The following is a 23,081-nucleotide window of genomic DNA, read 5'->3' as shown; positions in this document are numbered from 1 at the left end:
CGGCACGCGTAGCATTTTTACTATGCGTTAGTTCTAGTGGTTAAGATGGTATGCGGAAGCTTAGGTATTGCGTGCCTCACACCTTAACAAGGCGTTATGCGACAAGGCTAAATTTTAATATATCTTCAATTTCGTTCTCTTTGGCAATTCGTTTTTGGGTTTCGGCAAATCAGCATTTTCGACTCAAATTCTTGAATCACTCAAACCATAAAACATGCAAAAGTTCGTGAAGTTGCCTCATTAAAAATCGCATTTGGTCGCGGAAAGTATCTCGGGTGCAAAGTGTGGAAAGGGCAAGTTTAAGAAAAGCCGGTGCTTGCTGAAGTCCTAGCTCGTTAAGTTTCTCGCAAGCAAAAGCTTATTCTTCGCTTTAATGTCGCGTTCCGCGCTTGTGGTGGCCTTGTTACGAAATGTTGAGTCCGTTGGTTCTTGAATCACAAAAAGTCATCTGCGCGTTTGTAGTTTTTCGTGTTTAAGGTAATGTTTTCGTTAGCCAATTTAGCTTTTGCGTACAAATCGCATAACAAACAATTTAAGCAGATTCGCAACGCGTGGCAGTTTTGGTTTGCAGTGCGTTTTGTGTTTAAGGCGCAATGCGGTGGCTTTTGTATTGCGTTGCTCACTACTTAATTGGGCGTTAAGTTTTATTTAAAGTTAATCAGGAGGGTATCAGTTGTGTGGGATCAAATTCTTGAACTACCTGCAATCGTACAAGGAGCATTGGGCTCAGCTCTATTTGCAATTGTCTTATGGTGCTTGAAGCGAGTTGGAACTGTAGTTTTTGAAAAGATGACTTTTCTCGATAGAAAGATGAAAATTCATAACATCAATGCGCAACTGCTAAGATGTAAAGCGCTACAAAATGGTGAGCCATCCATGATTACATTTGCTTTGATTGGCTTGATCTATTTGGCTTTGGCGAATGTTTTGAAAGCAATTATATGTCTACTAGTTGGTTACATTCTAAGTAGTCGAATGGACATATTTACAGACATTAGCGTCATGTTCTCTCTATATTTCCTCTTACAAGCTTTAGTTTGTGTCAGTGATAACAAAGATGGTCCAGATTACGATAAGAAAATTGAAGAGCTAGAAAGTAAACTGAAGGAACTCGAGGTAGTGCATAAATAAACTTAACAAACTGTTTAAGAGTGATTCGCAACGCGTGGCATTTTTACTATGCGTTGGATTTAGTGGTTAAGGTGGTTTGCAGTGGCTTCTGTATTGCGTTGCTCACACCTTAACAGGGCGTTATGTGAATAGGGAAATTATGCAGCAAGTAATTGAAAGTGAAAGATTAATATTACGGCCATTTTCGCTGTCTGACGCGAAGCGTGTTTCAGAGTTGGCTGGTGAAAAGCAAATTTCAGAAATGACGGCAAATATTCCTTATCCATATAATGTCAGTGATGCTGAAAATTGGATTCGTACTCATGCTGAGTTGTTTTTAAGTGGTAAAGGTGTTGTCTATGCCATTGTGCTAAAAGATGGTGCAGAGCTTATTGGCGCAATTAGTTTTCCAAAACTGGAAAATGGTTTAGGTATTCTGGGCTATTGGTTGGGCGTTCCTTACTGGGGCAGAGGCTATGCTACAGAAGCATCTAAGAGTTTGATTTCATTTTCAAAAAAGCATTATGGATTAACGAGGTTAAAAGTAATGCATTTAGTTGGAAATGAGCGTTCAAAATCAGTCATTGAAAAGCTTGGTGTAAAATACGTTGGCGATCAGACAAACCGAATGCAAGGTAAAGATCGTGAAGTAAGTGTTTATATATCAGAGGCATAAATTCACATAACAAACAGTTCAAGAGGGATTCAGCACGCGTGGCATTTTTGCCATGCGTTAGGTTTGGTGATTAAGACGTGATACGGTAACGTCAGTGTTGCGTGCTTCACCCCTTAACTGGGCGTTAGCAATTTTCAGAGGAGGCGGTGTGGAAAGTAATGATTTGATGAGAAAGATAAATTCATTTGCGCAAAGGTCTTTTAGAGACAATGCGGATCGCGATTATATACATGCACGTATGGCATATAGAGCTGAATTGTATCCTCAATTTCTTTGGTCATCGTTACATGCTCTGGAAAAATATGCTAAATGCATACTAATTTTAACTCGCACAGAAAGAGTTCATATAAAAAAGAAACAATTTGATGATGTTGGTCATGAGGTTTTAAAAGCTCTGGAGTTGCTTAAAAATAAAGTAGATATTAATTTATCAGAGCAGACTTTAGATTTTATTAAACGCTTGGAAAATGGGGCCAGATTTCGATATTTAGAAGTTTCATGGCATGCAGAACAAGCCGAACTAACAATACTGGATAGGGCAGTTTGGGAACTTCGACGATACTGTAATTCAGGCTTGTATTGTTATAAGAACTCGCCAGAAACGCAATGTGTCGACAGTAAAATACTACCCCTAAAAGACATTGTAAACTTAACGCACGAGAACACTTATATACCCGGTGGTCGTATCGAAAAGCTTCTTAAACTGAGCTCTAATCCTGCGAGAAAAGAATTGATTTGGAATAACCTTTACTATTCAAATTCCAACAGAAAAACAGTTTTGATTAAATCAAACTTTATGGCTGAGAATTCGTCATTTTTCTTATATCCAGAGTTGTTAGACGAAGTTGTGAAATATACGAGGGTACCTAAAGAAATTATTAATTCATATAAGCAAAATTGCTAACAAAGCATTTAAGAGGGATTCACAACGCTAGGCAGTTTTGGTTTGAACTAGCTTTAGTGTTTACGGCACAATGGTTTAGTTTGGGTGGTGGCGTTGTTCACCCCTTAATGCGGCGTTATGGGGCTATCGTAGCCCCATTGTATACTTGTCTTAGCTAGTATGGCATGGTCGGCAACAGTAGTAACAGCCATTAATTCTATTATTCGGCCAGCGAGTTTTGGCGTCTGCTACAGCACTCTGACAAGATAGATGAAAACCTAAGTCAATTTGATTTTCAGTATTTGGGAAGTGCTGACAGCCTGCGTCTTTTTCGTGCACTTCATGGTCACCATTTTGTTGCGGGTTTTTGTTAATAATGAAATATGGCATTATTTTCTCCGTAAACGTTAAATTGCTCGATAAACGTAACTCTAATACTGTTATTTTTATGTGTAATGTTTCACATAACTCACAGGTTGCACATGTTGTGTATGTAAGTTGTGAGTCGCCCCATAACAAAGCGTTCAAGACGGATTCACAACGCTTGGCAGTTTTGGTTTGAATCAGCTTTAGTGTTTACGGCACAATGGGTTAGGCTTGGTGACAGCGTTGCTCACCACTTAACGCGGCGTTATGCCTCAGGAGAATAAATGAGTTCAGATACTATTTCGATGTTGGCTTTGATTGTTGCTGGGCTTAGTTTCTTGGTAAGCGTCTACGGTATTGTGAAAGACAATAGTCGACTAAAAACTGTTGCAAAATTGACTTACAATCACAGTGCTAGTCTCGATAACCCTCCACCTCAAATGCAGATCGTATTAGTGAATCAAGGAAAACGCCCAATAACTATTACACATTTTGGCTTTAGTGTTTCCCGAAAAGAGCACATATGGCAGTCACTAGTGACGCCACAACCTGTAATAGACGAAAATGGAATGGCAGTTTCATTTCCACAGGGGTTGGCTCAAGATATTGGTATAAAGTTGAATGATGGCGACGTTTATGAAGCTGTAATTGAACATCATGACTTTGAACTTCTATATAGCTCTGCACATGATTATAAAGAAGCCAAGTCATTCTTCTTTATGGATGTTCTTGGTAAACGATATAAAGTTAAAAACTCAGAAAAGCTAGTAAGCGTACTACGCAACTATAAGGCATAACAAACGCTTTAAGGCGGATTCGCAACGCTCGGCGGTTTTGGTTTGGTTTGGGTTTTGTGTTTACGGTGTAAAAATTGAGTGTCGCGGTAGCGTTGCTCACCACTTAAGCGGGCGTTAGGATTTAGGAGTTAAAATGGACTTTGCTGTTCCAGAAATCGTTCAAAATAACCCGATGGTATTTGGTTTTTGCCTTACGCTATCATTGCTAGGCGCAACCATCAAAATGGTCACCGCTTTAATTAGCTTCTATGAGGAAGTTGTAATAAAGCGATATTTTAATAGATTAGCGTCGCTAAGTGAGTGTATTCCAGAGAAAACTAAAACGAGTGAGTATCTTCTAAGGTTAAAAGAAAATGAAGTTTTCCGTTTAGCCTCTGGAATAAGGGTTCCTCCAGAAAAAAGCGAGATGTTGATTGATGTCTATATGCGTGGTTTAGCTGATAATAGGGAGCTAAAGCGAATTCAACGTTTTATGAAACCTATTCAAGGTAAAATACATATCGAAACTGATTTTATTGATAAAGTGCAAATACTTTACTCTTTTTGTGCAGCAATGTTTCTCTTTCTGTTCGCAGTTATTCTTGGGGCTCCGTCTTTCTTTTCAGAAAATAGTGCTGATGCTGTTGCTGGTATCTTTATTATGCTAGCTATGACCTTAACTGCTGCTGTCGTGGGCTCTGATTTTAGAACATACCGAACACTAAAGCGCATAAGAAAGAGGTTAATAGAACTAGAAATGGTATCCAATGCCCAAGCAAAGCTATTTTGGAGCGTGCCTTGGCATAAATCCTAACAAACTGTTTAAGAGTGATTCGCAACGCATGGCATTTTTACTATGCGTTGAATTTAGTGTTTAAGGTGGTATACGGCGGCATCGGTATTGCGTTGCTCACACCTTAACAGGGCGTTATACCTTTAGAGGGAAAAATGGACATTGTACTAGGTACTTACAAAGATCCTGCTTATGGTCTTGATTGGCATGAGCAAACTGATGGCGCTGAAGCCTCAATTAGAGAGTTACTTAGCAAATCTGCTCTACCAATTGAGCTTTCAATTCGAGAAAGCAACATTGGTCGGGGTGCTGATTACCCAGTTACAGTAATACAAGTTCTTTCAGTTCTAGGCTTGGTGGGTTTTGTTATTCCGGAAGCACACAAGCGTGTAAGGGAGTCTATCGAAGAATGGTCTCGTATAAAGGGACACTTCGTAAAGCTTCACAAGTTACTGTCGCGAAATTATCGGATTATTTCATTACCTGAAGAAGTCTTGTTCGTAAAGTCTGTTGAAGCGCTGCTTACTGAAACAGAAGCGAGTGACGCTGTATTTATTCGCTGTGACTCAATTCATAGTGTTGGTAGCTTCGAGAAATTTGCAGGCTTAAAAGGTTTCTACTTTGATTGCCAAAATAAGCAATGGCGTGTAGTCATTGATGGTTTGGGCACCGTGAAGCTAATAGAACAGGTATAACAAACTGTTTAAGAGTGATTCGCAACGCGTGGCATTTTTACCATGCGTTGCCTTTAGTGTTTAAGGTGGTCTGCGGTGGCTGTTGTATTGCGTTGCTCACCCCTTAACAGGGCGTTATGCAATTCGAACAACAATCAACGATGAGAGTGTAAATAATATGAAAAATGATGTTCATTATGTTGAATTAGAAGAAAAAATTAGAGCTATGGATATCTCATCTATGTCTGCATTGGATGATAGCTCTTATCGTGAAGTGATTAAAAGTGAGTTATTCTTCATTGACTCTCATGACATCCTTCGCGATTCCATTACTGGTCATCCTGTGGCAACTTCCATCGAGCAGCTTGAAATCTTAATCGAAGAATTAAGCAGCATGCGTTTGAGAATGGTGTCTAGAAACGAGTAGGTGGTTTTATGTTTATTTTGTCAGTATTCAAAAGTGATGAAGTTGATCAAGAGTATTTTGAAATGGCACTAAATTGCTCTGCTCAAGCGCTGGTTTCCATTCTTGATGACGAGAATTTAAATGTTAGTGTTGATGAAGAAAAGGCGCAGATACATGTAAAGTTGGTTGATGGAGCAAGCCCCAAAAACTCTCTCACTCTAGAACAATTTAAACAGTTAAGTAAGTCTGCTTTCATGGAGAGTGGGAAGCTTTATGATGAGTTCCATCATTTAGAGGCGGTTGAGGAATAATGGCATAACAAACTGTTTAAGAGTGATTCGCAACGCGTGGCATTTTCGCTATGCGTTGGTTTAAGTGGTTAAGGTGGTATGCGGCAGCATTGGTATTGCGTTGCTCACACCTTAACAGGGCGTTAGCACTGGGTTGGAATCAAAGGTCAAAAGTTTTGATGTTTATTGGTTTCTTTCCCAGATTTACACCTGATCAAATGTGCCTCTCACGTTCGCTCCGGTGGCACTAGATGTATAGTTTTCGCTTGGGTTTCACCGTTTACGGTTTCTAACTTTCGGGCTATTTCACTGGCGCGGTTTCTTTGATACGGTTGATTTATTGCCTTAAATTTGGCTATTTGTCGTGGTTGTTGAAGTCCGATGATCGAATCCTTTGCAAATTTTAATACTGTTAAAATCGGGCAGTTTTGCATGTTTTTCTTCTTGCCAACTTGCGCTTAAAGTTAGTTTTCAGTTTGGCAGCTGTCTGTTTGGTTTCAGTGTTTTAAGTCATGAGTTTCGTGCTATATTTCAATATCTTGGCGTGTACCAAAGGCTTTAAGGGCAGCGTGCTAACAAACAGTTCAAGTGGGATTCAGCACGCGTGGCATTTTTGGTATACGGTGGTTTTGGTGTTGAAGTGCAATGCGGGTGCTTGGTCATTGCGTGCTTCACCCCTTAACTGGGCGTTAGGCAAATGGAGATAGGCGTGAGTTTAAGAATAATTGAAGTCGTAGATTTTCAGTCGTCGTGGGCTGATGATTTTAACCGAGAGAAAGCGCTAATCTGTAATGCGTTAAGTCAAGAAAATGTGGTGGGAGTTCACCATATCGGTAGCACTTCAGTTGAAGGTCTATGTGCGAAACCAATTATAGATATTCTACTTGAAGTTAAATGTCTCAGTGAGCTGGATGAGCAAATTTGCTTGATGGAATCGCTAGGTTATCTTGCTAAAGGTGAGTTTGGTATCCCGGGTAGGCGCTACTTTCAAAAAGGTGGGGTTCAACGAACTCATCAAGTCCACGCCTTTCTAACAGGTTCACATGAAGCGCAAAGACACATTGCTTTTAAAGAGTATCTTATCGCTTTTCCTGAAGTGGCCGATGAGTATGGTGTGTTAAAGAAAACTGGAGCAGCAATCTGCAACAATGACATAGATGTATATTGCCGCCATAAAGACAGCTTCATTAAAGAGCATGAGGCTAAAGCTCTCAACTGGAAATTTGCCTAACAAAGCGTTCAAGAGGGACTTGGCACGCGTGGCATTTTCAATTTGCGTTGTGTTTAGTGGTTAAGGTGTTATGCGGTCACTTTTGTATTGCGTGCCTGCGCCCCTTAACGCGGCGTTATGTTTACGGGAGAAAACGGTGATTTTAGGGCTCAATCATATAACCATTGCAGTTAGTGACTTAGATCGCTCTCTTCAGTTCTATCGGGAGACGTTGGGATTCACAGCTCATGCTAAGTGGGACAACGGAGCTTATTTATCAATAGGCGAACTCTGGTTTTGCCTTTCCCACGATGAACCATGCCCTAAAACAGACTATACCCACGTAGCTTTTGATATCGAACCAAAAGAATTTGAAGCGTTTGCGAAGCGCATAGTTTCATTGGGTGCAGAAGTTTGGAAAGAGAATAAGAGTGAAGGGCAGTCACTTTATATCTTAGACCCTGATGGCCACAAACTAGAGATACATTCAGGTTCGCTGAAAAGCCGGTTAGAATCTCTAAGAACGAAACCATATAGTGGGCTCGTTTGGCTTTAAACATAACAAACAATTTAAGAGTGATTCAGCACGCTTGGCATTTTTAGTTTGGATTTGGTTCAGTGTTTACGGTGGTCAAATTAAGTGTCGTGGTTGCGTGCTTCACACCTTAATTGGGCGTTAGGCCTTTTGTGGTAACAATGGAGTTAATATGGAAAGTAAAATGCGTAACCCAGAATTAGGTGCGATTTATACTACGAAAATTCTAGGTGAATTATTGGAAAACTGGCCAAGTAAAACCTATCTTCACTGTTCTGCAATTACGGGAATCGAGTTTGATGAAGACTCTGTATTCGACTCATTTGAACCTCAATCTTTCCCTAAAGAGTGGAAAGTGTGTAGTGACTTGGTAATCTGGTTGCAAAAGGAAGGCTTTATTAGAACTGAAGGGCCTCGTGGAAGTGTATTCAACTTTGGTGCTACTGAAATCACAATGGCAGCGATGACTGCAATAAACCAAGTTCCAGACCCGATAAACCCTGATTCACAAAGAACCTTAAAGGATACACTTACTGACATCGCGAAAGATGGTTCGGGGAAACTGGCTGATAAAATTATGGACAAAGCATTCTTTGCTTTTGTAACAATGCTGGAAAAAAGTGTAGGGTGAAACAGGCCTAACAAAGCATTTAAGATGGATTCCCAACGCTTGGCACTTTTGGTTTGCTTCAATTTCAATGTTTACGGCACAATACTTTAAGTTCAGTGGTCTGCGTTGCTCACCACTTAATGCGGCGTTAGCATACTTTGATAGGAGTTCAGATGGCTACGATAGTCGAACAAATTGTTAATCGTGAAATTGACTCGGTCATCGTGTACGAATCTGATCAAGTTATAGCTTTTGCAGACCATGATCCAATCAACTTTGGGCATATTTTAATTTGTCCTAAGACTCAATACCGTACATTCATTGACCTGCCTGAGTCTGTGTTTTTTGAGATCATCGACGTTGCAAGAGATTTATATAAACGTATAGAAGCTAAGTTCAATCCCGATGGTATCGGCTTTATGCAAAACAATGGAGAGGCACCTCATTTCAACGAGCTCGATCACTACCATTTGCATATTTTCCCTAGGTTTCATGGAGACCAGTACGGTTGGGTTAGTAGTGAACTTGGAATTCAAACTATGGATAAACTAAGAGAATCACTTAAAGATCTATGAGCATTGAAAAAGTATGCTAACAAATTGTTCAAGAGTGATTCGGCACGCGTGGCATTTTTACTATGCGTTGGTTTTGGTGGTTAAGGTGTTATGCGGAAGCATCGGTATTGCGTGCCTCACACCTTAACAAGGCGTTAGTTTGCTACAAAGAATCTGGAAGTATTGAGGAAGATATGAAAGTAGATATTAGACCAGCCAAGGAAGACGAACTGGAACCTCTCCATTCTTTGGTTATTTCAAATGATGAATGGATGAAGTTCAATGGCCCTTACTTTCCATATTCTCACCCAACATTAGAACAGTTTGAAAGTTCATCATTTCAGCGTTTACTAACAGGCTCAGACTTACAATTAATCACTGTTGACGACATTCCTGTTGGAACGGTTAGTTGCTACTGGGAATGTGAAGAAACGCGTTGGCTTGAAGCTGGTGTAGTTATTTATGATGCACAGTATTGGGGTAAGGGAATTGCTGCGCTTGCTCTACCTTTATGGGTATCGTACTTGTTCGAAACTAAAGAAATCGAGAGGGTTGGTTTAACTACTTGGTCGGGTAATCCTCGAATGATGTCTTTGGCTTTAAAACTGGGTTTTCAACAAGAAGCAAGACTTAGAAAGGTTCGCTACTACAAGGGTGAATACTATGACTCTGTCAAATATGGGGTGTTACGGTCGGAGTGGTCAGAACGCAACTAACAAAGCATTTAAGAGTGATTCGCAACGCTTGGCAGTTTCGCTTCGCTCAAGTATAGCCAAGCGCTGCTCACACCTTAATGCGGCGTTATATGCTCTAGAGGAAATGGATAATTCGATGATCGAGACTGAAAGACTAATACTTAGCCCTGTAACCTCAGAAGATTCTGATATTTATACAAAACTTCTCACTTGCGCTGAAACAACAAGATATTTACCGGGTGGAAAGCCTTTTAGCTCGGAGTACATTCAGAATTACGTACCAAGCAAAGTGGCTCACTGGTCGAAAGGCTATGGTACTTTCATTGTTGCGTTAAAGAGTAAGCCATCTCAAAAAATCGGTTATGCTGGCGTTGAGTTAGTTCCTGACTCGAGTTTTTCAGATATCAGGTATGCATTACTATCTCAATATCAAGGTAAAGGGTACGCTTTTGAAGCTTCAAAGGCAGTCTTAAATTTTACCTTAGAATCGGGTTTGGTGTCTGAAGTTTATGGTGTAGCGGTAATAGAAAATCTGGCATCAGAAAAACTACTACGCAAGCTTGGTATGCAAGAATCCACAGAACGTTTGTACGACAGTGATGACTTGGTTACTCTCTCTACTCAAGCACGCATATAACAAAGCGTTTAAGACGGATTCACAACGCTTGGCAGTTTTGGTTTGAATCAAATTTAGTGTTTACGGCACAATGGTTTAGGTTCGGTGGTCGCGTTGTTCACCACTTAACGCGGCGTTATGTGATATGTGAGCATACTAACAATTAAGAAATGTAGAGTTCGGGTTATCTCATGGTATTATGCCGTTAGTTTCATTTTAATTACGAGGTCTTCGCTATGTCAGGCGTCAGCATTTGGCAACTGCTTATACTCATTGTATTGATTCCACTTGCATTTCTTCCTTCAATTATCGCGTTAAAGAAAAATCATCCTTATAAGGTTCCTATTGTTTTAATAAATATTCTGGGTGGTTTATTGTGGGGAGTTGGTTGGCTAATCGCTTTGATTTGGTGTTTCATTGTCCCAGAAAAGAAAGCTGCGAGTATTACTAATATTGCAGATGAAATTGATAAACTTCATTCTTTGAAAGAGAGAGGTGTTATCTCTGAAAGCGAATTCAATGCCAAAAAGAAAGAGTTAATGCAACTATAAGTACCACTTAGTATCAAGTTTGAAGTGCGACACTTAGAGTAGCTGCTCATAAATATACTCCGTTGGTGTCTTGTAACCAAGCCTTTGGCGTGGTCTGTTATTCAGTTGGCTTCACAGTCTTTGTGTCACATGAGCCATTGGGGTTTTCTTGGGTAAATATTGGCGTATGAGTCCATTTGTATTCTCATTGGTTCCTCGTTCCCAAGAGTGGTAGGGCGTTGCGAAGTAAAACAAGCATTTATGCTTGTTTTCTATCTCCTGATATTGATTGAATTCTGTACCATTATCAGCAGTGATAGTTCTAAATGGTAAGTTTGAACGCGTAACGATCTCTGTCATTCTCGCGTTGAGTGATGCAGTTGTTCGGTCATCTAGCTGTCCGATATAGGTGTAGCCAGTCATTCTGTCAACGAGAGTGACAATGCAGTGCTTAATTCCACGACCGATCACGGTATCTATTTCCCAATGTCCAGGTTCTAGGCGTAACTCAGCTTGTTTTGGTCGTTCTGTTATGTGCCTTTTAGCGGCAATTCTCCCCCTGCTATCTTTGGCGTTGTAGCGCTTACGTCTCTGTTTTGGTGACTGACGTAAATGTTTCCAGAGCATGCCTCCGTTGGCTTTATCGGTCCAAATGTGCTGGTAAATAAGCTCATGGCTCATCACTGGATAGCCATGTAAACGGCAATACCCAACGATTTGGTCAGGACTCCAATCGAGCATTATAAGCGCGTCAATAATTTTGAAATCGTGCTTGGTATACCGCTTGTTACGCCGTGATCGGCTCAACCTGTTTCTAGCTCTTTGTTGCGCTCTAGCTGGCTGATAGGAAGGGTTGGGGCGATAGGCGTTGTATCGAGAGTTACGTTTAAATTCTCGGTAGATAGTGCTCTTGTGACGCCCTAGCTCTTTAGCGATGTTGACGACACTAATGCCTTGCTTTCTAAGTGCGGACATCATATACCTTTCATTCTCAGTGAGGTGTGTGTAATTCATGGTTTTTCACTTCTTGGCGGGAGTAAAACTTATGAATAGCACATCTCACTGTTTTAAATTTCAGGGGTGTCGCACTTCGTACTTGAATCCAAGCAATAGATGATGAAGTAAAAGTCCCTAGTCCAACAGAGTTTTGTGAAATGTGAATTTAAAGTGGGCTTGTCTCAAGCAGCTACAATTTTTCTATTTCTACTTTTAGTTCGAACCATAGAGTTTCTGGAGGACACCCACTAGATTGCGAGGATGCTCTTTCTCCCTACACACGGGAGGGATCAGATGCATCGCTTTCCACTCCCTTGTATCGTATGTGCCGTCTCTCGAGCTATCTTTGATAGCTATGCGTGTTTGTTCGAGTAGTTTTAGGGGATTACAAAACAGAATTAGTGGTTACAAATCTTTAAGATAATCTCGATGGTTTCATCAATAAGAACATGTCTATCCTCTGTGGTTTCTTGCAAATAAACACCCAAAGATTCAGTAATGCTAAATATCGAAATTTGCATCAGCGTGGTCAAAGGCTTTTCGTTGGATAACATAAATGGCGATAATATTTTCTCAATCACTCCGCAGAAATAGTCCCTGATATCGCTTTCTATACCAGTGTGCTCTGGATAGGCTTTTAACGCCGAGACAATATCATCATAAACTTTCCCATGAGTTTCGACACAGTTGATGTAAGACGATACGTAAACGGCGATGGCACTGCGCAAATTATTTGATTGCATTTTAATCAGGCTATTCATTTGGGATGACAGCTCATCATCACAGCGCCGAAATAGCGAATACAACAGCATTTGGCGATTTGAAAAATGATTGTAAGTAATGGGCTTAGTTACACCAGCTTTCTTTGCCAGACTGATCAGAGTCAGGGCGTCCGTTCCCTGCTCTTTAACCATATCGAAAGCCACATCCAGAAGCTGGTTATAACGTTCTTCCTTTTTAAAACGAGACTTCAACATGACTTTCCTTATTTTTCTACGCAAAATCAACTTTGGGGAAATCAATCTTTGGTTGAGTGATGTTATTGACCCAATTACTAAACGTGTTTAGAGCAGTCCATGCACATATCTGAATGATCTGGCCTTCGGTAAGTCCATGAGCTAACGCCGAGTCAACATCTTCTTTACTCAAATGTCCTTGCTTTTCAAGAACCGTTCGAGCCAGGGATAAAATAGCTTGATCACCCAAGTTTGTTGCTTTAGCCTTCTGAGCATCAGCACATTCCTGCGATGATAACCCAATTTTCTTGGCAGAAAAAGTATGGCCAGATACACAATAATGGCACTTGTTGTAGTAAGCAACACAGAGTGAAATCAGTTCTCGTTGGCGAGCGGTGAGACTCCCAAAGTCTTCAAGACTTTGTTCAAAGTCTAAATACCCCCTCAGGCTTACACCATCAATACCTAGGGCGGCATAAAAGTTCGGGATCATGCCGTATTTTTTTTTGAAGTCCGTCAGAATTGGAGCTGCTAGCTCGTCTGCCGTTTGAATGGTCCTTAGTTTAAAGCTTTTCATTTCATCCCCCTTTTACTGTGCGGAAATTGGTAAACCGAAAATTAGATCGAATAACCAGTTATACAAGAATGTAAAGAACATAAAGAACAGAGTGAGCCCGGCATCTAACAGGAATGCATCCCAGAGGCTAATGCTCAACCACCCAGAAAAAATGGGTAAGGTGACAGTTATAAAACCCACCTCAAAACCAACAGCGTGTAACACTCGTCTTCGAAAGCCTCTTCCACGGGTGCTCAATGTTTTTTCCCAGAGCTCAAACAGAGTGTTGTAAAGCGTGTTCCAAATAACAGCCAGTACTACAGTGATTATTCCAAGTAGTACCGGATGTCCTGAATCCTCTTCTGCCCATGCATGAAACGCTATACTGATTAGTACTAAAGTAATAGCTTCATAAAAAAATACATAAGTAATTCGTCGTTTTATACCTTGCATTGTTCTCTCCTCAATATTTCAAATTAATTTTTATTAATTTGAGAAAACAGGAGGACAGTGAGTGCATCGGGAAGCTTTCGTTTTGTCGTGCTCCCGTACAACCCAAATGTACACACGACTTAACCAATAGGATTTCTGTGTCATAGAGTTAGTTACTAATGGTAATTTACAATTAATTATACCAATGGTAACTTAATCGGGCAAGTGAACTAAAACAACTTTTTCCCTGCAATGTTTCACTTTAGAGAAGGGACTTTATGGGCTTTGTTGCCTAATTCAGCGTAAGAGCGAGCGCTAGCTAAATCGTTCGTATTTTAAACAATATACTGAGTTTCGGGCATACCTATCCCAGTTAGCTTGTTGTGTGCTTTGATCATGGCGTAGGTCTCACCAACTTGTGCGTTGTAATTTCGAAGCTTGAGTGAAGCACCTAGTAGTTGTTTTACGCGATACATAGCGGTCTCCGACAATGAACGCTTATGGTATCCATACTTCTGTTTCCACTTTTTGTTCGAGCCATAGAGCTTTTGGCAGCCAACTGCCAGATTGCGTGGATGCCCTTTTTCCCAGAAAGCTGCCCCCTCACGCGGAGGGATTAGAGGTATCGCTTTCTTAACCCTAATCGCCCTGTGACACCTGATAGTGTCAGCTCAGCGGCGATAATTTCATGTGTATCTGTATCAATCGCAAGATGGAGTTTACGCCAGACTCGACGCTTGCCATCGGTTCCATGCTTTTTCACTTTCCATTCTCCCTCACCGTATACCTTAAGACCAGTTGCATCGATGGCCAGGTGTTGGATAGCGCCTCGTGTTGAGGTTTTGAAATTAACCTCTACATCCTTAGCTCGGCGACTTATACAGGTATAGTGAGGGCAAACCAATGGGACGTTCGCCAATCTAAAAACAGAGTCGATAAGGCCTTGTAACGCCCTTAAAGGTAAGGAAAAGATGCGCTTTACCATGAGAGCCGTCGTGATAGCGAGATCACTAAACAGTCTTGGTTTGCCACGTCTTTCCTGTTTTGGGTGTTTCCACTCAGTTATGGCTTCCTCGTCAATCCAGAACGTCAGTGAACCTCTGTTGATCAAGGAGTTATTGTACTGATTCCAGTTAGTTGTTTTGTATCGAGGTTTAGGCATGAGGCTACGATGATTGATGGGTGTAGCCGATCAGATCGTAGCTTCTTGATTTAGTTCCATCGATTTAAGAAACAAAGCCTACTCTTACTCCAAATTCAGATTTATCAGAAAAGAAAAACGCAAGAGTGGTAATGTACGCGTGGGGTGATGCTGATGTTGATTTATTGAGAAACCAAATAGAGTTCGTTGGTTCCGAAGGCTACGTAGCACTGCATATGAATGACTTATGGAGTGCATTCAAAAAATGGGGTCTTGAGTTTTATGAAAGAGTTTTCGAATGACATGGAGGCCCAAAAGCGGGCGAGGTCGCACTTTTCCGCTTCTCCAGCAGGACGTTTAGGCACAGTCAAATACAGGGGAGAGTTGCAGGAGAAGGAGAACAATAGATTTCTATTTATGAATGGGCGCGGTGTGTACTTCTGACACGACGATTTGCTTTCGATATGAGCTCAATGAGACACGAGCTATTAAATTCTCACATCAAGGGTGTTCACCATCCTGATTCAGGGCGGAGAACTACGCTTGATAAAACAATTAAGTGTGATCTAACAAGACTGATGTATTACGCCTTTGATGGCATAGGGCGCACCGAAGAATAACGACGCCAAGCTTCGCATAGTCGTAGGTCTTCAATGTGAGATAAACTTATCGGCACCTCCTTCATTCCTTCCAACGAGGCTTGACCTCCGACTCTAACCCGACGAATGATATCTTGTTTAGAATCAATGGTAACTTGAATCAAAGATAAAGCCCCCATTGCGCGTCCTTGCTCTAAAGAGAACGTTAATCTATCAGTGATACCATGCTTAGCAAGATAACAACCTAAAGCCCCACTCGCACTGCCTGTAGCAGACTCCTCATTTATGCCATACAGTGGTGCAAAATTTCGGCATTGAGCAACGGTTGACTTCTCATTACAGAGTTCAAATATGTGGAAGCCGATAGTATTGAACTCTTGGCTTAGCTTAGATATCGCAGCAAAATTAGGCGTTAGGCTATCTAAATGCCCAGCCGCCAAAGGAATGAAGACATCTGGTAGACCTGTCGAGATGATTTCAATGGGCAATCCCGTATTCGTAATAGCCTCGCTTTGAATACCAAGAGCATCCGCGATTTTATCAACGCTAGGAGCGCGACGAAACTGAGGTTTGGTTTGATCCATTATAATAGAGCCATCATCGACGGCTACATGGAGAATACCTGCTTTTGTTTGTTGTGTGTAACCACCTTGCTCAATGAACCCCTGCGAAGCCAATACGAAAAATGCAGCCAAAGTAGCATGACCACAAAAGTCCACTTCTCCTTCAGCAGTAAAAAATTCCACTTTGAAATCAGTTTCATTATTGGCGTATACAAAGGCCGTTTCGGAAAAACCAACCCGCCGTGCGATATATGTTTTTTGTTCTGTACTGAGGGAGGGAGGGCCTAAAACAACGCCAGCAGGATTCCCTCCAGAGTCATCTTTGGTAAACGAGTTAACCAGGTAGACGTTAATAACATGATCAACCGCATGTGTCGTATCAATGGTCACAGCTTCATTTCCTTAAAATTACCAAGTTCGATCTAAGTCTTGCGCGTAAAGCTTGATAGCTCGTTTGTACGTTAAAATGTCCTCTGAGCTTGTTGTGTCAACCAGAAGGTTCAACAACAGCTCAACCGCTTTTTTATGCTGTCCAAGGTTATACAAACACATTGCATAAAATGGCATCACCTCCGTTGCATTAGGGAAAAGAGCACGTGTTCTTTCAAACAAAGCGGCGGCATCATGATAGTTACCGAGACTTCTGTACGTACTAGCCAGTCCAAACAGAGCCTCAAAATGGTCGCTCTCATCGAGGTCACCAGTTAGTGCGGCGTTATAATGCTGAACCGCTTCTGACTCAAGCCCTTGATTATCATAAGACCATGCGATATGAAGGTGCGCTTGAGGTGCGATATCTTCGTTGCTAAGAAGGCGTGTCAATAATTTTCGGCTTCCCTCAAAATCACCGTTATTCCTTAACTCGATAGCCCGTTTAATATGCTCATTCATAGATTTCTCGTTTCCTTCCAGTCATTAAGTGGTCGCTTTTTACTATGTTTTAAAGTTTAAAGCTTGTAAAAAAACAGCACATAAGATGAGTGTGAGCATCGACGATGTCAAATCAGGTAAACCATCACAAATTCATCATAGAAATGAGTAAATTGACTTATTAGCGACGATGAAATGAAGATGATCCTTCAATACGACCATTATTTTTAAGTTTATGATTTATGGGGATTAAGGAGCAGGAATGGACGAATTGCAGGCTCGGATTTGTGAAGAGCTAAAAAACAAGTATAACCCCCACACCATTATCTTATACGGCTCATATGCACGAAATGAAGCGAACGAGTCTAGCGATATAGATGTTGCTTGCTTCTGTGATGATACGCAAGAGTGCAAAGATGCGAGAATGTTTCACGGTGTCTTTTTAGATGCGGTTGTGTATCCGACGGCTTACTTAGACTCGGTGCCAGAAGAAGCCCTGAGATTCGGTGATGGTGTTGTACTTTACGATGAGCGCGGACTTGGTGTCGAGTATCTCTCAAGAGTAACGCAATGTTTAGAAGTGGGGAGAAAGCCTTTGTCTGGAGATGACGTAGCGTATTTGAGAGAATGGGTAGAGAAAATGTTACTTCGAGCAAGCGCAGAAGATTTGGACGGCAACTATCGTCGAACATGGCTGCAATACGAGCTATTAAGCCTTTATTTTGAAGTGCGAGGTTTGTGGTTTCTTGGTTCAAAGAAGAGTTTTAATTATCTGAAGAGTCAAGATAAATCGACGTATGATTTATTTGTTCAGATGTATCATGAGCCTAACAATCTCGATGTATTAAGAAGATTAGCGGCGATAGTCATCAGAGTTTAATGGTCAATACTTGGGTTGTACGTCTAGTAATGGTGTTAACTTATGCAATAAAGCTCGAGTAAGTGGTCAAGGTTGAGAGTTCCCACGGCGTAGAGCCAGCTTTCACGTTGTAGGGTTAAGCCTAGATGAGAATGCTTTGCTGTAGAGTGATATGAATCATGTCTAAAAGTGAACCGTTAAAGATAAAAAGTAGAGCACAAAAGATGAAAAGTGGCACCCCACAAGACTATAGCGAAGATATGTATAAGTTCTACTTTGAAGTTGGCGAGTGGGAAGGAGATGCTCTCGCAGTTATTGAATCATTTCTTGGTCATTCTCGCTCGAAGAATATCATACACGTGGAGTTTGGATATGAACTAGCTATGCCTATCCAATGTGTACCAGACTTAGTGACACTTCTGAATGAGAAAAACATAGCCATTTATCAGGTAGTGCGTGGTGAAAAAACAGACGAATCATGGCGATAATGGTCAACTTCATATAATAAATTGTTCAAGAGTGGTTCAGCACGCGTGGCATTTTTTGTATGCGGCGGTTGTGGTATTGAAGTGCCATGCACCCGCTTAGTCATTGCGTACTTCACCTTTTATTGGGCGTTAACTCATAGAAGTTTTTATCTGAAACTGACGAGTTAGGGTGGAAGTTCTAACTCGGAAGTGTCCAACTTCGATCTAGCTGGTGAAGCCAGCTTTTTTTGCAGGGTGTACTAAGATGTGGGCTTGATGTATCTCGGTGTCCCACTCTTTCATTTCAGCAAGAAACAGGCCGTGAGCATTAATCGAATTGATAAGTTCTGGTGCACGCTCTAGTTGGATAAGCATCGATAACGGGGTGACTTGATTGTGTTCTTGGTCAAAACCGTGTTCGACTTGTTCCTCTAGCATATAAAGAATTCCAGGCTCCGCTTCACTACCCTCCTCAAACAGTCTTGATTCGATACCCTCTACGTCATAAAGGTGTACGAGTAGGTTATTAAGCTTTTCAGCAAAGACGAGTTTTGTATGCTTCGACTGTGAATTAAGTTGATGCAGTTTCATTTCTAGGTTCCCACCTTTTTTCTTGCTACGCTGAGCATCAGTTTGATGTCTTTTTTGATATTCGATAACGACTTATCGTTGAGCTTTGGCTTAAGGTACTTTATCGGTATGTCATTGCGTGATGTTACTGGAACAAAACGGGAAGATGCGGATACCTGACACAGCAAATGAAGCAGGGCGTGGGTAATGACGTTGTGAAGGTTGTGGTAGTAGTCAAAGTCTCGTTTGATTTGCATAGCCAAGGTAGCGTTGTGGGTGGATTTTAAGAATATGGGGGCTCGGCGTTTTAAATCAACCGTAATAATGAGTTCGGGAGTGGTTTCCCATACATAGAGTTATTCGTGAATTGCTAATGTTCGATTTTCCGAAAATGATAATTGTCCAGAGCTTTCACAGTTGCTACTCCGTAACTCAGAAGTGCCCCATTTTTAATTAGAGTAGGAATTCATTCACATCCTGCTAATCTGGCTTTTCCATACAAATACTAATAGAAAGCCTCGAAGCATGTTGACACATGAAGTCAGGATGATTGACTCACATTTTCCGCACACAAATATCTCTATTGTGACATTTGCTCGGTTACACGAGAGTAGATATTAGTTATCTTATCAGTTTCATATTTAATGAGAAGGTAGGGGGCGGTAAATGGAACAATTTTCACTAACTTACATGCTAATAGGAGCTATAGTAATCTTGCTTGTTGTCGGGATTTTTTGGGTAAGAAAGTCTTCAAAGCTGAGTCAGAAACTGGCAGTTACAGAAACTCAATTATCAGAGGCAGCAACAGCAATCGAAGAGTATAAAGAAAAATACTCTCAGATATTTGATATTGAAGCTGAGTGCGAGCAAATCAAGGATCAGCTGAAAATTGACAAGAAAGAGATAGAAGAAAAAGCGCGTCAAGCCTTACGCGAAATCGAATTCAAGAGAGACGAGGCAATTACGAAACGTCAATCTGTTGAAGAGCAGATCAGTGAACTTCAGGTCGACTACAAAAGTAAGAAAATCACTTATGACTCTTTAACTACGCAAATCGCCATATTCAGCGAAGATATTGAGCTTATCGAACTCGGATTCTATGAGCCAAAGTTCGATTTTGATGCATCTGAAACATTCAAAGAAGAGATCAAGAAATGTAAAGAGTGCCAGAAAACCTTGTTGAGAGAGAAGTCTTCCAGTGGAGCGATACACTGCTACCGCGAATGGACTGTAGACGGCTCTCGAAGCGAAGGCAAGAAAATGACCAACAAGAGTATTCGTCTCACCGCAAGAGCCTTCAATAACGAATGTGAAGCAGCTATTGCCAACTGTACGTGGAAAAACGTTACAAAGATGGAAGAACGTATAAAGAAAGCGTTCGCCGCAATCAATCAGCTAAATGAACCGAATGCTATATCTATTACAGAGCGTTATCTCAAAGAAAAGTTAAAAGAACTCCAATTGACTTACGAATATCGTGAAAAGAAACAACGCGAGAAAGAAGAACAGGCGGAAATCAAAGCACAAATGCGTGAAGATGCAAGAATAGAGGCAGAGATAAAAAAAGCAGAAGCGGAAGCTATAAAGGAAGAAAAACGTTATCACAAAGCTTTGGATGCTGCGAGAAAAGAGCTTGAAAAAGCTAGCGATGAAATGAAATCAGAACTAGAAAAACAGATTGCAAAGTTACAGGCAAACTTAGAGGAAGCAGAGCGCAAGCACCAACGTGCTCAATCAATGGCTGAGCAAACTAAGCAAGGTCATGTTTATGTTATTTCTAACATTGGATCGTTTGGGGAAAATGTCTACAAGATAGGCATGACCCGTCGATTAGAACCAATGGATAGAGTGAAAGAGCTTGGAGATGCTTCAGTACCGTTTACCTTTGATGTACATGCAATGATTCATACTGATGATGCTCCAACTCTAGAGAAGAAGCTTCACGATAAGTTTGATACTCACCGATTGAATATGATTAATCGCCGTAAAGAGTTTTTCAGTGTTTCGCTGGAAGAGATCAAACATGCGGTAAGTGACTTTACCGATCAGTCTGCGGAGTTCATTGAAACAGCTATTGCACAGGACTATTACGAAACACAAGCGATGAACAAACAGCGCCTAGCAAGAGAAGGAAAGTTAGAAGGAGAAGAGTTATCGTCTTCCAGTGCTCTCCCCAAATTTGCTGATGTCTTGTAGATCGCCTTATAGATTTTACTGAAAGGGGCATACAGTAATTTGAAATGTCCCACTTCGTGACAGCTTTGTCAATCTGGCACGATTATGCCCCATTTCGCGTTACAAACCCATCACGCAGCCTGCGTGATGCAACTTGCATGATGAACTTAAAACCGGAAAAAGCACGTGAGAAACAAGTAAATATTGCCCCTAAAGATTTCAGAACGCATTGTTTTGGCAATAGAGCTGTTGCAAAATTTGCAATAGTTGCTTGAATAATGAGAAAGTTCAGTTGTTGCAGATTCTGCAACAACTCATACCTGCCCCAAGACGTGTTTAGTGCGCATGAAACCAATAAGAGATTTATTTGTGCAACAAGCTGCTGCACAATTAGGAAATTGCCTGCTTCATCGAATGTTCAACAGGCTGTTGGACAAACTCCAACCCCAATTTTGCAACAGCCTGTTGCAAAAATCACTATGAAGCACTTCTGCCCCTTTCCTTGTTTCAGAGCTAATTTCTAGCTGCTCACTATGCTATAAACTATCTTATGTCATTTTTGGATCGAGAAGTAAGTTATGAGTAAAAAACTGTTGTCAGAAAAAGACCTTTTAGAAGGATTAACAAGTCATACTTCGCACACCGATGAATTCTCGACTACAAGTGAAAAAGATTGGGGGGCTTATTCGGAAGGTGCGGATAAGGCGGATGTCGACTTTCTAGTTGAACGACGTGATGTTTTTGACTCTTCCCGAATTGAATTTGAGGAAGATGAACAAGACCGAGAACTAGTTAAGCAAAGAGAAAACTCCCCAGAAATTGACGTTGATATTGATGAGTTGTGAACCAGTATATTTGTGTTTCGGAGTTCATCACCAGAATCAAAAAAGCCCCAAAGTGTATCAACTTCTCATTTGTTTGAATTGCCACCCGACCGAAAAATAACAAAAGTTAGATTTAGCGATGATATGAGCGTAAAAGCTACGCTTTAGTTACTTAAATTGGATCATTTAGGGCTGGATCTATACGAACGAGCTAAAGAGCAGAGTAAATATTTAATAGTAACTAAGAATAAGCCTAACTGTTCTTTGAGAGATTCAGAGCTATGGTAGATTGATAGAACGGAGCTGAGTAATCCTGAAAGATATGGTTGAATTGCTCACGGCTATCAAGCACAAAAGCAACTCGAACGTGGTCTAGGTTGTATGTCGTCAAAGCAGAGCGTAACCAACCCGCCAACGAACTCTCCAAAAGCGCTCTACAGCCTACGAACCACACCCATGTTTGCTGATCACTTCGAATAACATCTAAGATTTCTGACTTGTATCGATAACCATCTCCCATTGAAGTTAGGTCGATGTACACAACATTAGCTCCCAGTCCATGGTTAATGCGATTGTACGTATCTTGAAGTTCTTTACCGCATTCACTATCAAATGTGTGAAACCTCATCACGCCCAACTCCCAATAGCCGCGTATTAAGCGTTCTGGTGTACCTACAGGCCAGCTATCAAAGGTGTATAAGCTATCTTTACGCATCTACGAAACTTATTTTTATGAACGGATTAGATAAGTGAAGTCCAATGGCTGGACACATAAGCCAATATTTTAAGTGATTGAACCAGCCCATGCAGCGTATCTCTGTCTGTCAAAGTAGACTTAATGAGGGTGAGGTCATTGAGTACCTGGTGTTTACGCTCCTCATTATAAAACACCATGTAGTGCCCGATTTCAAGCTCTGCTTCACGGGGTGTGCTGTAAGCTTTTAAGTAAATCTCCTCGTATTACAGACTTCTCAATAGTCGCTCAATAAAAAGATTGTCAATCCAGCGACCTTTTCCGTCCATGTTGATCCATATCCCCCTGATTGAGCAACCTCTGTGTGAACTCAGTGCTAGTAAACTCGCAGCCCTGATCGGAGTTAAAGATATCGGGTGGTCCGTAGTATTGGAGCTCCTCTTCGAAAACCACGATACATAAAACTTGTACCCATGATGTTCGATAACCGCGAGGACAAAACCTTACAGTTATACCAGTCGATAATGACAACCAAGAACAGGAGCCCTTTTGTTGATAGTTCGTTCATTGACAAGAAAGTTTGTCACTTTTTCCTCTGTCGGTTTAACTTGACAGAGGTGATATGAACTGCCTATAGCAAACACGCCTTTGCCCC

At 41.1% G+C, this 23,081-nt stretch carries 26 protein-coding genes and 4 pseudogenes; 19 read left to right on the top strand and 11 right to left on the bottom strand.

What is annotated here, in order from left to right:
• Window positions 1-675 precede the first annotated feature (675 nt).
• The 3 genes from IQP38_RS25440 (at window position 676) to IQP38_RS25425 (ending at window position 2,690) form a co-directional block, all read left to right on the top strand.
• On the top strand, window positions 676-1,131 hold the full coding sequence (locus IQP38_RS25440; protein WP_104973941.1) for a hypothetical protein: 456 nt from the start codon (window positions 676-678) through the stop codon (window positions 1,129-1,131).
• Between the two features lie 139 nt (window positions 1,132-1,270).
• Window positions 1,271-1,786 (top strand): GNAT family N-acetyltransferase, encoded by a 516-nt coding sequence (locus IQP38_RS25430; RefSeq protein ID WP_193838146.1) that lies wholly within the window; start codon window positions 1,271-1,273, stop codon window positions 1,784-1,786.
• A gap of 148 nt (window positions 1,787-1,934) precedes the next feature.
• Window positions 1,935-2,690, top strand: coding sequence for a hypothetical protein (locus IQP38_RS25425; protein WP_193838145.1), 756 nt, complete (start codon window positions 1,935-1,937; stop codon window positions 2,688-2,690).
• Between the two features lie 150 nt (window positions 2,691-2,840).
• Here the strand turns inward: IQP38_RS25425 and IQP38_RS25420 are convergent, their stop codons facing one another.
• Window positions 2,841-3,059 (bottom strand): hypothetical protein, encoded by a 219-nt coding sequence (locus IQP38_RS25420; protein WP_130355305.1) that lies wholly within the window; start codon window positions 3,057-3,059, stop codon window positions 2,841-2,843.
• A 260-nt stretch (window positions 3,060-3,319) separates the two neighbouring features.
• On the opposite strand from IQP38_RS25420, the gene IQP38_RS25415 reads away from it, so the two are divergent.
• The 12 genes from IQP38_RS25415 (at window position 3,320) to IQP38_RS25340 (ending at window position 10,745) form a co-directional block, all read left to right on the top strand.
• On the top strand, window positions 3,320-3,832 hold the full coding sequence (locus IQP38_RS25415) for a hypothetical protein (protein WP_193838144.1): 513 nt from the start codon (window positions 3,320-3,322) through the stop codon (window positions 3,830-3,832).
• Between the two features lie 133 nt (window positions 3,833-3,965).
• On the top strand, window positions 3,966-4,625 hold the full coding sequence (locus IQP38_RS25410) for a hypothetical protein (RefSeq protein ID WP_107234474.1): 660 nt from the start codon (window positions 3,966-3,968) through the stop codon (window positions 4,623-4,625).
• Window positions 4,626-4,759: 134 nt separating this feature from the next.
• Window positions 4,760-5,299: a hypothetical protein gene (locus IQP38_RS25400; protein ID WP_193838143.1), complete on the top strand. Its 540-nt coding sequence runs from the start codon at window positions 4,760-4,762 to the stop codon at window positions 5,297-5,299.
• A 157-nt stretch (window positions 5,300-5,456) separates the two neighbouring features.
• Window positions 5,457-5,705: a hypothetical protein gene (locus IQP38_RS25390; RefSeq protein WP_025769048.1), complete on the top strand. Its 249-nt coding sequence runs from the start codon at window positions 5,457-5,459 to the stop codon at window positions 5,703-5,705.
• A gap of 8 nt (window positions 5,706-5,713) precedes the next feature.
• On the top strand, window positions 5,714-5,995 hold the full coding sequence (locus tag IQP38_RS25385) for a hypothetical protein (protein WP_025769047.1): 282 nt from the start codon (window positions 5,714-5,716) through the stop codon (window positions 5,993-5,995).
• Between the two features lie 688 nt (window positions 5,996-6,683).
• Complete coding sequence (locus tag IQP38_RS25375; protein ID WP_193838141.1) at window positions 6,684-7,205, top strand: GrpB family protein; 522 nt, start codon at window positions 6,684-6,686, stop codon at window positions 7,203-7,205.
• A gap of 136 nt (window positions 7,206-7,341) precedes the next feature.
• The gene (gene fos / locus IQP38_RS25370; protein WP_031818817.1) at window positions 7,342-7,740 is read left to right on the top strand and encodes a FosG/FosC2-related fosfomycin resistance glutathione transferase; all 399 of its coding nucleotides are present in this window, start codon (window positions 7,342-7,344) and stop codon (window positions 7,738-7,740) included.
• A 151-nt stretch (window positions 7,741-7,891) separates the two neighbouring features.
• Window positions 7,892-8,350 carry a hypothetical protein gene (locus tag IQP38_RS25365; protein WP_140184044.1) on the top strand — a complete coding sequence of 153 codons (459 nt, stop codon included), beginning with the start codon at window positions 7,892-7,894 and terminating at the stop codon, window positions 8,348-8,350.
• 152 nt (window positions 8,351-8,502) lie between these two features.
• On the top strand, window positions 8,503-8,904 hold the full coding sequence (locus IQP38_RS25360) for an HIT family protein (protein WP_180818106.1): 402 nt from the start codon (window positions 8,503-8,505) through the stop codon (window positions 8,902-8,904).
• Between the two features lie 173 nt (window positions 8,905-9,077).
• Window positions 9,078-9,599 carry a GNAT family N-acetyltransferase gene (locus IQP38_RS25350; RefSeq protein ID WP_025580676.1) on the top strand — a complete coding sequence of 174 codons (522 nt, stop codon included), beginning with the start codon at window positions 9,078-9,080 and terminating at the stop codon, window positions 9,597-9,599.
• 115 nt (window positions 9,600-9,714) lie between these two features.
• Complete coding sequence (locus tag IQP38_RS25345) at window positions 9,715-10,215, top strand: GNAT family N-acetyltransferase (RefSeq protein ID WP_140184057.1); 501 nt, start codon at window positions 9,715-9,717, stop codon at window positions 10,213-10,215.
• 215 nt (window positions 10,216-10,430) lie between these two features.
• Window positions 10,431-10,745, top strand: a complete 315-nt coding sequence (locus tag IQP38_RS25340; protein ID WP_219624482.1) for a superinfection immunity protein — start codon at window positions 10,431-10,433, stop codon at window positions 10,743-10,745.
• Window positions 10,746-10,778: 33 nt separating this feature from the next.
• On the opposite strand, the pseudogene IQP38_RS25335 reads toward IQP38_RS25340, so the two are convergent.
• From IQP38_RS25335 to IQP38_RS25305, 7 genes and pseudogenes are all read right to left on the bottom strand, one after another.
• Window positions 10,779-11,738 (bottom strand): annotated as a pseudogene (locus IQP38_RS25335) (IS30 family transposase).
• A gap of 380 nt (window positions 11,739-12,118) precedes the next feature.
• Complete coding sequence (locus IQP38_RS25330) at window positions 12,119-12,694, bottom strand: TetR/AcrR family transcriptional regulator (protein ID WP_193838140.1); 576 nt, start codon at window positions 12,692-12,694, stop codon at window positions 12,119-12,121.
• A 19-nt stretch (window positions 12,695-12,713) separates the two neighbouring features.
• Complete coding sequence (locus tag IQP38_RS25325; RefSeq protein WP_140184048.1) at window positions 12,714-13,253, bottom strand: carboxymuconolactone decarboxylase family protein; 540 nt, start codon at window positions 13,251-13,253, stop codon at window positions 12,714-12,716.
• Window positions 13,254-13,265: 12 nt separating this feature from the next.
• Window positions 13,266-13,685, bottom strand: coding sequence for a PACE efflux transporter (locus IQP38_RS25320; protein ID WP_193838139.1), 420 nt, complete (start codon window positions 13,683-13,685; stop codon window positions 13,266-13,268).
• A gap of 314 nt (window positions 13,686-13,999) precedes the next feature.
• A pseudogene (locus IQP38_RS25315) lies at window positions 14,000-14,826 on the bottom strand (IS5 family transposase).
• Between the two features lie 562 nt (window positions 14,827-15,388).
• Complete coding sequence (locus IQP38_RS25310) at window positions 15,389-16,357, bottom strand: PhzF family phenazine biosynthesis protein (protein WP_140184050.1); 969 nt, start codon at window positions 16,355-16,357, stop codon at window positions 15,389-15,391.
• 18 nt (window positions 16,358-16,375) lie between these two features.
• Window positions 16,376-16,858: a tetratricopeptide repeat protein gene (locus IQP38_RS25305; protein WP_140184051.1), complete on the bottom strand. Its 483-nt coding sequence runs from the start codon at window positions 16,856-16,858 to the stop codon at window positions 16,376-16,378.
• A gap of 241 nt (window positions 16,859-17,099) precedes the next feature.
• Between IQP38_RS25305 and IQP38_RS25300 the strand changes: the two genes are divergently transcribed.
• Both IQP38_RS25300 and IQP38_RS25295 read left to right on the top strand, forming a co-directional pair.
• Complete coding sequence (locus IQP38_RS25300; RefSeq protein WP_140184052.1) at window positions 17,100-17,717, top strand: nucleotidyltransferase domain-containing protein; 618 nt, start codon at window positions 17,100-17,102, stop codon at window positions 17,715-17,717.
• A 203-nt stretch (window positions 17,718-17,920) separates the two neighbouring features.
• Window positions 17,921-18,184 (top strand): hypothetical protein, encoded by a 264-nt coding sequence (locus IQP38_RS25295; protein ID WP_140184060.1) that lies wholly within the window; start codon window positions 17,921-17,923, stop codon window positions 18,182-18,184.
• Between the two features lie 204 nt (window positions 18,185-18,388).
• Here IQP38_RS25295 and IQP38_RS25290 read toward each other — a convergent pair.
• A pseudogene (locus tag IQP38_RS25290) lies at window positions 18,389-18,990 on the bottom strand (DUF2913 family protein).
• Window positions 18,991-19,399: 409 nt separating this feature from the next.
• Between IQP38_RS25290 and IQP38_RS25285 the strand changes: the two are divergent.
• A complete protein-coding gene (locus IQP38_RS25285; RefSeq protein ID WP_180818107.1) occupies window positions 19,400-20,929 on the top strand; it encodes a DUF4041 domain-containing protein in 1,530 nt (509 codons plus the stop codon).
• Between the two features lie 557 nt (window positions 20,930-21,486).
• A complete protein-coding gene (locus IQP38_RS25280; protein WP_193838138.1) occupies window positions 21,487-21,753 on the top strand; it encodes a hypothetical protein in 267 nt (88 codons plus the stop codon).
• A gap of 232 nt (window positions 21,754-21,985) precedes the next feature.
• Here IQP38_RS25280 and IQP38_RS25275 read toward each other — a convergent pair whose 3' ends face one another.
• Together IQP38_RS25275 and IQP38_RS25270 are read right to left on the bottom strand one after the other, a co-directional pair.
• Window positions 21,986-22,447: a hypothetical protein gene (locus tag IQP38_RS25275; RefSeq protein ID WP_193838137.1), complete on the bottom strand. Its 462-nt coding sequence runs from the start codon at window positions 22,445-22,447 to the stop codon at window positions 21,986-21,988.
• Window positions 22,448-22,516: 69 nt separating this feature from the next.
• Window positions 22,517-22,976: pseudogene (locus tag IQP38_RS25270) on the bottom strand (transposase); the annotation flags it as partial.
• Between the last annotated feature and the right edge of the window lie 105 nt (window positions 22,977-23,081).

The sequence above is a fragment of the Vibrio sp. OPT41 genome, assembly GCF_015163595.1.
GTDB classification, from domain to species: domain Bacteria; phylum Pseudomonadota; class Gammaproteobacteria; order Enterobacterales; family Vibrionaceae; genus Vibrio; species Vibrio alginolyticus.
The sequence above is the reverse complement of the archived record's forward strand: the minus strand, read 5'-3'. Positions and strand labels throughout refer to the sequence as shown.